13 protein-coding genes and 1 pseudogene are annotated in these 12,567 nt (G+C 57.5%); 5 read left to right on the top strand and 9 right to left on the bottom strand.

Going from position 1 to position 12,567, the window contains the following annotated elements; genetic code table 11:
• Positions 1-86 precede the first annotated feature (86 nt).
• Together HWW83_RS17945 and HWW83_RS17940 are read right to left on the bottom strand one after the other, a co-directional pair.
• On the bottom strand, positions 87-812 hold the full coding sequence (locus HWW83_RS17945; RefSeq protein WP_033645147.1) for a 4'-phosphopantetheinyl transferase family protein: 726 nt from the start codon (positions 810-812) through the stop codon (positions 87-89).
• A 275-nt stretch (positions 813-1,087) separates the two neighbouring features.
• Positions 1,088-1,189: pseudogene (locus HWW83_RS17940) on the bottom strand.
• 193 nt (positions 1,190-1,382) lie between these two features.
• Here HWW83_RS17940 and HWW83_RS17935 point away from each other — a divergent pair.
• The gene (locus HWW83_RS17935; RefSeq protein ID WP_176589461.1) at positions 1,383-2,276 is read left to right on the top strand and encodes a hypothetical protein; all 894 of its coding nucleotides are present in this window, start codon (positions 1,383-1,385) and stop codon (positions 2,274-2,276) included.
• Positions 2,277-2,301: 25 nt separating this feature from the next.
• On the opposite strand, the gene HWW83_RS25730 is transcribed toward HWW83_RS17935, so the two are convergent.
• The gene (locus HWW83_RS25730; protein WP_226772979.1) at positions 2,302-2,448 is read right to left on the bottom strand and encodes a hypothetical protein; all 147 of its coding nucleotides are present in this window, start codon (positions 2,446-2,448) and stop codon (positions 2,302-2,304) included.
• Here HWW83_RS25730 and HWW83_RS17930 point away from each other — a divergent pair.
• Entirely contained in the window at positions 2,447-3,454 is a 1,008-nt protein-coding gene (locus tag HWW83_RS17930) for an amino acid permease (protein ID WP_230358662.1), read from the top strand. The genes HWW83_RS25730 and HWW83_RS17930 overlap by 2 nt on opposite strands.
• Before the next feature lie 10 nt (positions 3,455-3,464).
• Here the strand turns inward: HWW83_RS17930 and HWW83_RS17925 are convergent, their stop codons facing one another.
• The 6 genes from HWW83_RS17925 to rpmH form a co-directional block, all read right to left on the bottom strand.
• Entirely contained in the window at positions 3,465-4,265 is an 801-nt protein-coding gene (locus HWW83_RS17925) for an MBL fold metallo-hydrolase (protein ID WP_069101018.1), read from the bottom strand.
• Positions 4,266-4,412: 147 nt separating this feature from the next.
• On the bottom strand, positions 4,413-5,777 hold the full coding sequence (gene mnmE / locus HWW83_RS17920; protein WP_004933873.1) for a tRNA uridine-5-carboxymethylaminomethyl(34) synthesis GTPase MnmE: 1,365 nt from the start codon (positions 5,775-5,777) through the stop codon (positions 4,413-4,415).
• A 96-nt stretch (positions 5,778-5,873) separates the two neighbouring features.
• Positions 5,874-7,511 (bottom strand): membrane protein insertase YidC, encoded by a 1,638-nt coding sequence (gene yidC / locus HWW83_RS17915; protein WP_176589460.1) that lies wholly within the window; start codon positions 7,509-7,511, stop codon positions 5,874-5,876.
• A 2-nt stretch (positions 7,512-7,513) separates the two neighbouring features.
• Positions 7,514-7,771 (bottom strand): membrane protein insertion efficiency factor YidD, encoded by a 258-nt coding sequence (gene yidD / locus HWW83_RS17910; RefSeq protein ID WP_004933881.1) that lies wholly within the window; start codon positions 7,769-7,771, stop codon positions 7,514-7,516.
• A complete protein-coding gene (gene rnpA, locus HWW83_RS17905; RefSeq protein WP_004933883.1) occupies positions 7,735-8,094 on the bottom strand; it encodes a ribonuclease P protein component in 360 nt (119 codons plus the stop codon). The genes yidD and rnpA overlap by 37 nt, the downstream gene beginning before the upstream one ends.
• Positions 8,095-8,111: 17 nt before the next feature.
• Positions 8,112-8,252: a 50S ribosomal protein L34 gene (gene rpmH, locus HWW83_RS17900; RefSeq protein ID WP_000831330.1), complete on the bottom strand. Its 141-nt coding sequence runs from the start codon at positions 8,250-8,252 to the stop codon at positions 8,112-8,114.
• A gap of 682 nt (positions 8,253-8,934) precedes the next feature.
• Between rpmH and dnaA the strand changes: the two genes are divergently transcribed.
• The 3 genes from dnaA to recF are packed head-to-tail and all read left to right on the top strand — an operon-like array spanning position 8,935 to position 12,565.
• On the top strand, positions 8,935-10,329 hold the full coding sequence (gene dnaA, locus HWW83_RS17895) for a chromosomal replication initiator protein DnaA (RefSeq protein WP_004933889.1): 1,395 nt from the start codon (positions 8,935-8,937) through the stop codon (positions 10,327-10,329).
• A gap of 4 nt (positions 10,330-10,333) precedes the next feature.
• The gene (gene dnaN / locus HWW83_RS17890; protein ID WP_004933892.1) at positions 10,334-11,434 is read left to right on the top strand and encodes a DNA polymerase III subunit beta; all 1,101 of its coding nucleotides are present in this window, start codon (positions 10,334-10,336) and stop codon (positions 11,432-11,434) included.
• Between the two features lie 45 nt (positions 11,435-11,479).
• Entirely contained in the window at positions 11,480-12,565 is a 1,086-nt protein-coding gene (gene recF / locus HWW83_RS17885) for a DNA replication/repair protein RecF (RefSeq protein ID WP_004933895.1), read from the top strand.
• Positions 12,566-12,567: the final 2 nt, after the last annotated feature.

The following is a 12,567-nucleotide window of genomic DNA, read 5'->3' as shown; positions in this document are numbered from 1 at the left end:
TAGGCGATTGCTCAACATTTAGCTGTTTTTACAAATTACGGCAGAAATTCGTGCGGTAAAAACGGCTTTATCCGCCTTGCGCCACGTTAACCGGGCGTCTTCAGGCCCGTCAGTTTGACGAATCGCGAGGACGCCGCCGGGCTGCGGGGCGAGATTTCCCCGTCTTTGTGCAGGCCGCGGCGCTCTTCGTAGCGCCAGCACAGCAGGCGATCCAGCCCGGGGCTGCCGGCGCAGGCCCAGCTCAGGTATTCATCGGCGTCGCTCATCACCTGAACGTCCGGCGTGGCGCTGGAGCGCAGGTGCCCGGAGAACGGATGCAGACGCAGCGTAGACTGGCCGCTGTTGCCCAGGCCGGAAATTTTCAGCACGCTTTGCCGGATGCTCCACAGCTGAGTTTCCGCCTCCAGCCGATCGTCCTGCGCGCCGATCCAGGCACTTTCCGCCGGCGTCTGATGCGCGTGTTGCAGCGCGCTTTGCCGGGTGCCGCGCGCCCGCATCACTTCGATATCCAGTCCGACTTTGCCTTCGTCGCTGAGCAGCACGCCCACGGTGTTGCTGGCGTAGGCGAGGCTAAAATCGGGCAGCTGATGATCGGCGAAGCAGGGGCGGCCGGTCGGGGTGGTGGCTATAGGGGGAAGCGTCGGCAGGCCGTACAGGTAAAACATCATTTCGGCGAGCAGAATGCGCCCTTGCAGGTAACGCGTGCGGCGCTTAACGGAAAAGGTGCGGGTGGCGGCTATCACTTCGTCGGAGAGTCTCTGGGTATCCAGGACAGCGGAGGCCGGGGTCCATCGGGCAAAATGACACGCCATTGTTCACTCCATGACAGAGGGTCGCTAAGAACGCAGGGGTGTTAGATTAAGACTAAGTTGAGGATTTATCATCAAAAAACACTATGCGGATTATCCGATTTGTTGGCTTTTGCGCTGTGCAGGAGGGGATGGGGGCATGCAAGGCGAAGGTTATTCAGACCTCAAATCGCGTTGCGTAACGGGGTCGTGCATAAAATTAATCAGTTCCGAAGCCAGCCGCTTTCGAATCGACGGCGTCCAATGAACCCATAAAATATCGCCTGATAAGAAAAAGTTGGCGGAGAGAGCAGGATTCGAACCTACGACACGATGACTCGTGTGGATTTAAGAAACGGTTAGTTTCTTAAATCTGGCTTAAACCACTCGCCCACCTCTCCGCATTCGTTTGTTGGAAATATAAAACCACATAATAAAAATGGTTAAAATAACCTGAACTTGAAAATGTGAGCAAACCCACAAAAACCCTATTTATTGTGGGTGTTTATTAATTATCAGAGTCAGGTCACTAAATTTACATTAGCTATTGTTATAAAAAGTTGGCGTCATTGGCTACGAATAGGGAAGAAGGGTATGCCAGATCTCGAATTAATGCCGCTGCAAAGCGCCGATTTTTATAAGACAGCTGAACGTGTTGTTTTTAAAGAATATAAATGTAACTGCAAAAAAGGTTGGAAGGGTGAAGATCGCTTTATTGTCTACAAAGCCGATCAGAATGGGATCGCTGAGGTTATCAACAATGAGGTTTCAAATAACAACGTTGAAGACCTCATCGCGCTGGCATCGTCTTTTTTGACGGATAATGTGGTGATTTCCGGTGGGCATACCGTGGTTAATTTGGACGATCGTTTTTCTGTCAGCAGTGAAGTGGAAAAGTCCGCGCGCTTCTGCATCGACTACATTGCCGAATCCATCAGACGGCTCAGTGTTCAGCCTGACTTCTTGATGGAAATAAATGATTTCTATATGGAAAAAAGCGATGGCAGCGAGATAGACGGCGCTAACGAATTCAGGAAGATGGCGACATCGCCGTACATTATTCCGGAAAAAATAAACGCCTACATTCTGGCGTCGAATCAACGTCATGGCATTGATATAAAAGCATTTTATGTCAGTGAGAAAAACATGGCGGATCGCTTTAAACGCCACATTAAAAACCGTATGGATAAAGAGGCGTATTTTCAGCGCCAAGACGGAAATGTGAAGATGACGGTGGGTGAACACGCGTTCGATATCATCAAGGAAAATAAACCGACCTGCGCGGCGGGAAATGCTGCGACGTTCAGGGCTATTCGGTATCGCATTTCCTCCAATAAAATCTTTGATAATTACACGTCGCATATTGGTGTTTTTCCGCTGTGTTCACGCGTCAACGTGCTTAACGGCTATCGTGCGGCCGCAACTTTTTACGATAACTTCACTTTGCCTTCTTTACTGGTCTTCTTCGGCAAATCCTGTTTCGAATGACATTTTTGTGCCAGCTGGCTATGCGTCACGCATAGCCATGATGGTCGAGCATCATCATGAAAATCTCACACCTGTATTGGCCTGTCACTTTCTTCTCCACGGCATTCGGCGCCGGGATTTTCTTTTTGCCACAGGCGGTGGGGCCGGGCGTGCTGGGGATGAAAGTGTTCATGCTGTTTATCGTTATCGCCATGTCGGTATCGATGATGGCGCACTATCTTTTTTTCAAATTCATCATTTCGCACCCGGAGAAAGATTTCCTGGCGGCATCATCGACATTTATCGGCGAGCGGGCAGCGGCAATCGTCTGTGTGCTGTTTATTTTGTCGATGATTATTATCGTGCTGATAAATTTCATCACCTTGGTCAACGTCGTCGCGTCTTTTTTCCACAACGGATTCTGGGTCAGGGGCGGCATTTCGCTGTTGCTGAGTGCCGCGCTGTCGGTGGCATGGTTGGCGTTTAGTCAGCGAATCGAGCACCTGATTTCCAGAATGGCACTGGTTTCTATCGTACTGGTGGCGATCCTGGCGGTGTTTTTCCTGTTACAACCTGCGGTGGGGCAGCAGGCGGTGCAGGCGCCGCCTGGCATTTCATTGCAGACGTGGCTGCTGCTGCCGATTTTTCTTTTTACATTTAACTTTACCCCGTGCATCCAGCGCTTTGCGAAAAGCGCCTTACGACCGCAGGCGCGCAGTATTCTGTTTGGCAAGGTACTGATCATGGCGTTTATCGTCATGATCGTTATCGCCATCAGCCGTTTGCTGACGCTGGATGACATCTCAATCATTAACAGCCGCAATGTAGATGCGCTGTTTTATACCGCCGGTTTGACCGGCAACGCCACGGCGTGGTTAGGCGCTGCCCTGTTGCTGTGTTTACTGACCGGCGGCGCCTATATCGGCACGTTGACCGGCGTGATCGATGGCATTACGTCCTTCGGCGTGGCGGGCAAAAAGAGAATCATCGCAGGGAATATCGTTGTCTGTACGTTTATTGGCGCGATCAACCCGAGCATTATCAAGATCATCTCGGGCTGGTCGATACCCGTTATCGTGATGACCGTCTTTTTCATTCCATCACTGTATTTTTTGCTACGGGGCGACGGCAGGCAAAAGGGGATCGGCGTCGTCGTGCTGGGCTGCGGGATCGCGGTAATCGCAACGTTGTTGGTGTAAAGCTGCACGCTTAATCCAGCACCAGCCTATCGCCGGTGGCCGGCGCGATCCCTTCCGGCAGCCATAGCCGGCCCCAGGCGCCGGTACAGTGGCAGCCCATAATCTTTTCCGGCTGATGCTGGCGCAAAAAACGGCGGACGCGCCAGAGCGTGCGCGGGGAAGCGCAGCGCAGATGAAAACCGCCGATCAAGGCGTGGATCCGATCGACCCCGGTGATTTGCTGGCAATGGCGCACGATATTGACGATCCCGCGGTGCCCGCAGCCGGTCACGATCACCAGACCGCGATCCGATTTGTAAATCAGCACCCCTTCGTCAATAACGTAATCTACCGCTGCGTTCTCCCCGGCGATCACCCCGTAGGCGCGGGGTGCGGGCACCGCGATTTCGCCTGACCACATAAAGCGATCGCCGATCGCCAGCGGCTCTCGGCTGTATTGCATGCGGTGGCGCGAGTAGTCGATATCCAAAGAGAGCTTTTTTATTTTCCGAGTGTGGCCCAGCACCTTCAGCGCCGCATAGCGCTCATCGCCGACCTGCGGGTGGCAGATGATACGGCTGTTGTCTGGCAGCCAGGCGACGCCGCCGCAGTGGTCATAGTGGCCGTGGGAGAGCACCGTCGCGGTGATACGGGAGAGATCGACACCCATCAGCGCCGCATTGCGCAGAAAGCTGTCGTCGGGGCCGGTATCGAACAGTATGGACGTCGTATCATCCTCAATCAGCAGGCTTAACCCGGCCTTGGCCTGCAATAGCGGGTTGGCGCCGGCGGCGCGGCGGTTTTCCAGCAGTACCCTGAGGGTCAATGCCATGTTGACTCGTTCCTGAGAGAGATTCCTGACTGGCCAGTATAGCGCGGGACGCTGCGGCGGCTCTGTGAGCCGGCGCGCAGAGCGAGAGCGGAAAAGAAAAACGGCCGGAACAAGGGCTTGTCCCGGCCGTGAAGGCGTCTGGCGATGTTACTTGCCGATACAGAAGCTGGAGAAGATGCGGCCCAGCAGATCGTCGGAGGTGAATTCGCCGGTGATTTCGCTCAGGGCCAGCTGCGCCTGGCGCAGTTCCTCGGCCAGCAGCTCCCCCGCGTAAGCGCTCACTAACTGTTCTTTGCCCTGCACCAGGTGCTGCGCCGCCAGTTCCAGCGCCTGCAGGTGGCGGCGGCGCGCCAGGAAGCCGCCTTCCATGTTGCTGGTGAAGCCCATGCTCTGTTTAAGATGATCGCGCAGCACATCGACGCCTTCGCCGGTGCGGGCCGACAGGCGAATAAGTGAGTGGTTATTCACTTCCGTCAGACCCAGCGTTTCACCGGTGATGTCGGCTTTGTTGCGCACCACGGTGATAGGTAGCGTGCCAGGCAGGCGCGCCATAAACTCCGGCCAGATCTCCGCCGGCTCGGTGGCGGCGGTGGTGGTGCCGTCAACCATAAACAGCACCCTGTCGGCCTGTTCGATCTCGTTCCATGCACGTTCGATGCCGATGCGTTCCACTTCGTCGCTGGCGTCGCGCAGGCCGGCGGTGTCGATGATGTGCAGCGGCATGCCGTCGATATGGATGTGTTCGCGCAGAACGTCGCGGGTGGTGCCGGCGATATCGGTGACGATCGCCGCCTCGCGTCCTGCCAGCGCATTGAGCAGGCTCGATTTGCCGGCATTGGGGCGCCCGGCGATCACCACCTTCATCCCTTCGCGCAGCAGGCTGCCCTGGCGCGCTTCACCGCGCACGTTGTCCAGATCCGCCATCACGTCGTTGAGCTGCGCCTCGATTTTACCGTCGGACAGGAAGTCGATTTCCTCGTCCGGGAAGTCGATCGCCGCTTCCACATAGATTCGCAGGTGAGTGAGCGCTTCCACGAGCTGGTGGATGCGGGTGGAGAACGCGCCCTGCAGCGAGTTCATCGCCGAACGCGCCGCCTGCTCGGAGCTGGCGTCGATCAGATCGGCAATCGCTTCGGCCTGCGCCAGATCGAGTTTGTCGTTGAGAAACGCGCGCTCGGAGAACTCGCCCGGCCGCGCGATGCGCACGTCGGGCAGCGCCAGCACGCGCTTGAGCAGCAGATCGAGGATCACCGGCCCGCCGTGGCCCTGCAGTTCCAGCACGTCTTCGCCGGTAAAGGAGTTCGGCCCCGGGAACCACAGCGCGATGCCCTGATCGAGGGTGGCGCCCGTAGCGTCGCGGAACGGCAGATAGTCAGCGTAGCGCGGCTTCGGCAGCTTGCCGAGCAACGCCTGGGCGACGTCTTTGGCCTTGCTTCCGGAAATGCGCAGAATGCCGACGCCGCCGCGTCCCGGCGGGGTGGCTTGGGCTACGATGGTATCGGTGGTGCTCATAACGGTTCTCTCTGACGATTAAGATGCAAAAAGGCGGTCTAATGACCGCCTTTGGGGTGACTGCAAGGGTCGGCGCGCCGAACCCCTACAATACGCTTAGCTTTTTTTCTTGTCGCGGCTGTGCAGACCGCGTTTTTCCAGACCACGGTAAATCAGCTGCTGCTGCAGGATGGTCACCAGGTTGCTGACGATGTAGTACAGCACCAGACCGGACGGGAACCACAGGAAGAACACTGTGAAGATCACCGGCATGAAGGTCATGATTTTCTGCTGCATCGGGTCAGTCACGGTGGTCGGCGACATCTTCTGGATGAAGAACATCGTCACGCCCATCAGGATTGGCAGGATGTAGTACGGGTCTTGCGCCGACAGGTCATGGATCCACAGGGCGAACGGCGCATGGCGCAGCTCGACCGAACCCATCAGCATGTAGTACAGCGCCAGGAAGATCGGCATCTGAATGATCAGCGGCAGGCAGCCGCCGAGCGGGTTGACTTTCTCCGCCTTGTACAGCGCCATCATCTCTTGGCTCATGCGCTGCTTGTCATCGCCGATGCGTTCGCGCATCGCCTGCAGCTTCGGCTGCAGCATGCGCATTTTCGCCATCGAGGTGTACTGCGCCTTGGTCAGCGGGTACATGATGCCGCGCACGATGAAGGTGATGATGATGATGGAGAAGCCCCAGTTGCCGATAAAGCCGTGGATGAACTTCAGCAGTTTGAACAGCGGCTGGGAGATGAACCACAGCCAGCCGTAATCCACGGTCAGGTCCAGGTGAGGCGCCAGTTGGGCCATCTGGTCCTGCAGCTCCGGGCCGACCCATAGGGTCGCGTTCAGCTGCTGCTGAGCGCCAGGCTGCACCACGACCGGGGTAGATTTGAAGCCGATGGTGGACAAGTTGTCACCCGGTTTGGCGGTGTAGAAGGTGTTGTCACCCTTGGTCGCCGGTACCCACGCGGTGGCGAAGTACTGCTGCAGCATGGCGACCCAACCGTCTTTGGTGGTGACGCTCAGGTTTTCGTCTTTGTCGAACGCGTATTTCTGGTACTTGTCCTCGCTGGACGAGTATGCCGCGCCGCGGAAGGTGTGCAACGCGAAGTTGCTGCTGCCGGTATCGCGGTGCTTAGGCAATTCGGTGGTCTGCTTCAGCTGGCCGAACAGGGTCAGCTCCAGCGGCGCCGCGCCTTTGTTGTCGATGCTGTAATCCACGCCGACCGCATAGTGGTTGCGTTTGAGCACGAAGGTCTTGGTGTAGACCGCGCCGTCTTTATCGGTGTAGGTCAGCGGGATGCGCAGCTCGTCCTGGCCTTCCGGCAGGGTGTAGCTGTCCTGCGCCGCTTGGTACAGCGGGCGTTCGCCGTTGGCCGGGTTGTCCGGGCCGTTTTTACCGGTCAGGCCGCTTTGCGCCTGATAGACGAACGACGGAGTGGTTTCCAGCAGTTGGAACGGAGTCGATGAACCCAGAGTTTCCGGGTAGGCCAACAGTTTAGCCTGCTCGATATCGCCACCACGGGTGTTGATGGTCAGTGACAGCACGTCGGTGTTCACGGTAATCAGCTTACCCTGACCACTGGCTGGCACGGCCTGGTTGGCGGCATCACCGGCTACTGCGTTCGAAGTCTGTTGCGTGGTCTGTGCGGCCGGCTGCGGAGCGTTGTCCGTTTGCCATGCCTGCCAGATCATGAAAGACACGAACAGCAGAGCGATGAGGAGAAGATTGCGTTGCGAATCCATCGTTAGTGTTCTCTGTTATCGTCGGTTTTTGGCGGCACCGGATCATCGCCACCTGGGTTCAAAGGGTGGCATTTTAATACGCGTTTCAATGCTAACCAACTGCCTTTTATCATGCCAAACCTGCTTAATGCCTCAATTGCGTAATGAGAGCATGTCGGCTGGAAGCGACAACGAGGCCCTAGCAGCGGACTGATGACGAGCTGATAGGCCCGCACCAGCCCGATCAGGATGCGGGAGCCTGGCGACAGTGGCGACGCCATAATTTATCCAAAGCTTCCGTCAGCGCGCGGTTATCCAAATCCGCTATCCCCTTTTTGGCCACCACGACAAAATCCATCGCCGGTAATTCGTGCTGACGCAGGCGGAAGCTTTCGCGGGTTAGGCGTTTGATCCGATTACGCTCGTGCGCGCGTTTGACGTGTTTTTTGGCGACGGTAAGACCGATGCGGGGATGCCCCAGCTGGTTCAGGCGGCCGAGGATGGTGATTTGCGGCGTGCCAGCCCGTTGTGGCTGCTGGAAGACGAAAGTGAAATGAGTGGGAGTTAACAAACGTAACTCCCTGGGAAAAGCGAGCTTAACCACTCAGCGGGTTAGCTTTATTACTTAGAAACAGTCAGACGAGCACGGCCTTTCGCACGACGGCGGGCCAGAACTTGACGACCATTTTTGGTGGCCATACGAGCACGGAAACCGTGGCTACGGTTGCGCTTCAATACGGACGGTTGGAAAGTGCGTTTCATAGCGATTTCTACCTAAACTTAAAATAATTACTGATCAGTAAACGCGTTTGGCTACTCGGCGTGAAGATGACCGACGCCTCAATCGCAATACATAAAGAAGCGGGATTGTAATAATTGTACAGTCCTGAGTCAATTCGCATCGCGCCAGCCTACCTGGTTGTCTGCCAATAACGGAACAAAATCCGGTCTTGGCCCGTGGTCACCGCAGAATCCTGTCTGGCTAATGACGCACCATAAGGAACCAGGTATCACACGTAGGGCGAAGATTATACGGACTCGGGGTGAAATCGCAAGGATCCCCGTGAGATCCTTTGCGCGCGATCTCAGGATCCGGCGTGGATAACAGGGTATAACCGGTTGACAATGTAAAAAACGCGGCGCAGCGGCCGGGATCTGCGCGGCCATTCGGCGCCGGCGGTGAAAAGATCGCCGCCGGCTGCGGCCTGTGGATAAAATGGATCTAATCTGTGAGGAAGGGGAGGATCTCTTGCGCGGATTGCGCTATGATCCGTCATTCCGATCGCGATCCCTCATACCGGGATCGTGAGGGACACAAACCGTGAAAGGCGGTTCGCATCCCCCACAGGCAAACAGCCGATGCCGGGTATGTGTCAAAAATCATGAGTTATAAAAAAGTTGCCCGTTTCTTTTCTTTATTGATCTTGTTCGAGTGGAGTCCGCCGTGTCACTTTCGCTTTGGCAGCAGTGTCTTGCCCGATTGCAGGATGAGTTACCTGCCACAGAATTTAGTATGTGGATTCGCCCATTGCAGGCGGAACTGAGTGACAACACCCTGGCGCTGTACGCGCCTAACCGTTTTGTGCTGGATTGGGTTCGCGATAAGTACTTAAACAACATCAATGGTCTGCTGAATGATTTCTGCGGCACGGATGCGCCTTTGCTGCGTTTTGAAGTCGGCAGCAAGCCGATCACGCAGGTGATCAGCCAGACCGTGACCGCCAGCGTCAGCAGCGCCCCCGCAGCCCCGGCGGCGCGCACGGCCGCGCCTTCGCGCCCGAGCTGGGACAACGCGGCGGCGCAACCCGAGCTCTCTTACCGCTCCAACGTCAACCCCAAGCACACCTTCGACAACTTCGTCGAGGGTAAGTCCAACCAGCTGGCGCGCGCGGCGGCTCGCCAGGTGGCGGACAACCCGGGCGGCGCCTACAACCCTTTGTTCCTGTATGGCGGCACCGGCCTGGGTAAAACTCACCTGCTGCACGCGGTCGGCAATGGCATCATGGCGCGCAAAGCCAACGCCAAAGTGGTCTACATGCACTCGGAACGCTTCGTGCAGGACATGGTCAAAGCGTTGCAGAACAATGCCATCGAAGAGTTTAAGCGCTACTACCGTTCGGTCGACGCGTTGCTGATCGATGACATCCAATTCTTCGCCAACAAGGAGCGTTCGCAGGAAGAGTTCTTCCATACCTTTAACGCCCTGTTGGAAGGCAATCAGCAGATCATCCTGACTTCGGATCGCTACCCTAAAGAGATCAACGGAGTGGAAGATCGTCTGAAGTCCCGCTTCGGCTGGGGGCTGACGGTGGCGATCGAGCCGCCGGAGCTGGAAACCCGCGTGGCGATCCTGATGAAAAAGGCCGACGAAAACGACATTCGCCTGCCGGGCGAAGTGGCGTTCTTCATCGCCAAGCGCCTGCGTTCCAACGTGCGTGAGCTCGAAGGGGCGCTGAACCGCGTGATCGCCAACGCCAACTTTACCGGCCGGGCCATCACCATCGATTTCGTGCGCGAAGCGCTGCGCGATCTGCTGGCGCTGCAGGAAAAGCTGGTCACCATCGACAATATCCAAAAGACGGTGGCGGAGTATTACAAGATTAAAGTCGCGGATTTGCTGTCCAAGCGGCGTTCGCGATCCGTTGCCCGCCCGCGCCAGATGGCGATGGCGCTGGCGAAGGAACTCACCAACCACAGCCTGCCGGAAATCGGCGATGCGTTTGGTGGCCGCGACCATACCACGGTGTTGCACGCCTGCCGGAAGATCGAGCAGCTGCGTGAGGAAAGTCACGACATCAAAGAAGATTTCTCCAATTTAATCAGAACATTATCTTCATAGCGCTATGAAATTTATCGTTGAACGTGAGCATCTGCTAAAACCGCTGCAACAGGTGAGCAGCCCGCTGGGCGGCCGCCCGACCTTGCCGATCCTGGGCAACCTGCTGTTGCAGGTGACGGAAGGCTCCCTGCTGCTGACCGGCACCGATCTGGAGATGGAGATGGTGGCGCGCGTCGCCCTGTCCCAGCCGCATGAGCCGGGCGCGACCACCGTGCCCGCGCGCAAATTCTTTGATATCTGCCGTGGCCTGCCGGAAGGGGCGGAGATCGCCGTCACGCTGGAGAGCGAGCGCATGCTGGTGCGATCCGGCCGCAGCCGTTTCTCGCTGTCCACGCTGCCCGCGGCGGACTTCCCGAACCTGGACGACTGGCAGAGCGAGGTGGAATTCACCTTGCCGCAGGCGACGCTGAAGCGCCTGATCGAAGCCACCCAGTTCTCGATGGCCCATCAGGACGTACGTTACTACCTGAACGGCATGCTGTTTGAAACCGAAGGCGAAGAGCTGCGCACCGTCGCGACAGACGGCCACCGCCTGGCGGTGTGCTCGATGCCGATCGGCCAGCAGTTGCCGTCGCATTCGGTGATCGTGCCGCGTAAAGGGGTGATGGAGCTGGTGCGCTTGCTGGACGGCGGCGATTCGCTGCTGCAGCTGCAGATCGGCAGCAACAACATTCGCGCCCACGTCGGCGATTTCATCTTCACGTCCAAGCTGGTTGACGGCCGTTTCCCGGACTATCGCCGCGTTTTGCCGAAGAACCCGGACAAAACGCTGGAAGCCGGCTGCGATCTGCTCAAGCAGGCGTTCGCCCGCGCGGCTATTCTCTCGAACGAGAAATTCCGCGGCGTGCGGCTGTACGTCAGCCAGAATCAGCTGAAGATCACCGCCAACAACCCGGAACAGGAAGAGGCGGAAGAGATCCTCGACGTCAGCTACGACGGCGCGGAGATGGAGATCGGCTTCAACGTCAGCTACGTGCTGGACGTGTTGAACGCGCTCAAGTGTGAAGACGTGCGCCTGCTGTTGACCGACTCGGTCTCCAGCGTGCAGATCGAAGACGGCGCCAGCCAGGCGGCGGCCTACGTTGTCATGCCAATGCGGTTGTAGTCTCGTTACCTTGAATTACAGCACCGTCATCGGTAAAGAGATTGCATGGCTCTGACGCGTTTATTGATTAAAGATTTCCGCAATATCGAGGCGGCGGATTTGGCGCTGGCGCCGGGATTCAACTTCCTGGTCGGCGCTAACGGCAGCGGCAAGACCAGCGTGCTGGAGGCGGTGTATACGCTCGGCCATGGCCGCGCCTTTCGCAGTCTGCAGGCCGGTCGGGTGATCCGCCACGACCAACCGGAGTTCGTGCTGCATGGCCGCATCGAAGGCGCGGAGCGCGAGCTATCGGTAGGATTGAGCAAGAGCCGTCAGGGTGACAGCAAAGTACGCATCGATGGCAGCGACGGCCACAAGGTGGCCGAGCTGGCGCAGCTGCTGCCCATGCAGCTGATCACCCCCGAAGGTTTTACCCTGCTGAACGGCGGGCCGAAATTCCGGCGCGCTTTCCTGGACTGGGGCTGTTTTCATAACGAACCCGGTTTTTTCACCGCCTGGAGCAACCTGAAACGGTTACTGAAGCAGCGCAATGCCGCGCTGCGCCAGGTGAGTCGCTATGCGCAGATCCGCGCCTGGGATCAGGAACTGATCCCGCTCGCGGAGCGCATCAGCGAATGGCGGGCGGAATACAGCGACGCGATCGCCGCGGATATCACCGCGACCTGCGCGCAGTTTCTGCCTGAATTCGCCCTGAGCTTCTCCTTCCAGCGCGGCTGGGACAAAGAGAGCGACTACGGCGAGCTGCTGGAGCGCCAGTTTGAGCGCGACAGGGCGTTGACCTATACCGCGGTGGGGCCGCATAAAGCGGACTTTCGCATTCGTGCCGACGGCACGCCGGTAGAGGATTTGTTATCGCGCGGTCAGCTTAAGCTGCTGATGTGCGCGTTGCGCTTGGCGCAGGGTGAGTTTCTCACCCGGCAGAGCGGGCGGCGTTGCCTGTATCTGATTGATGATTTTGCCTCCGAGCTGGACACCGGCCGTCGCCGGTTGCTGGCCGATCGCCTGAAAGCCACCCAGGCCCAGGTTTTTGTCAGCGCGGTCAGCGCTGAACAAGTGACCGACATGGCCGGTGAAAAGGGCAAGATGTTCCGCGTGGAACAGGGTAAAATAGAGGTTCAACCACAGGACTAAAA

This window comes from Serratia ureilytica (assembly GCF_013375155.1).
GTDB lineage: Bacteria > Pseudomonadota > Gammaproteobacteria > Enterobacterales > Enterobacteriaceae > Serratia > Serratia ureilytica.
Note: the sequence above shows the minus strand (reverse complement) of the source record. Positions and strands in the feature narration are given on the sequence as shown.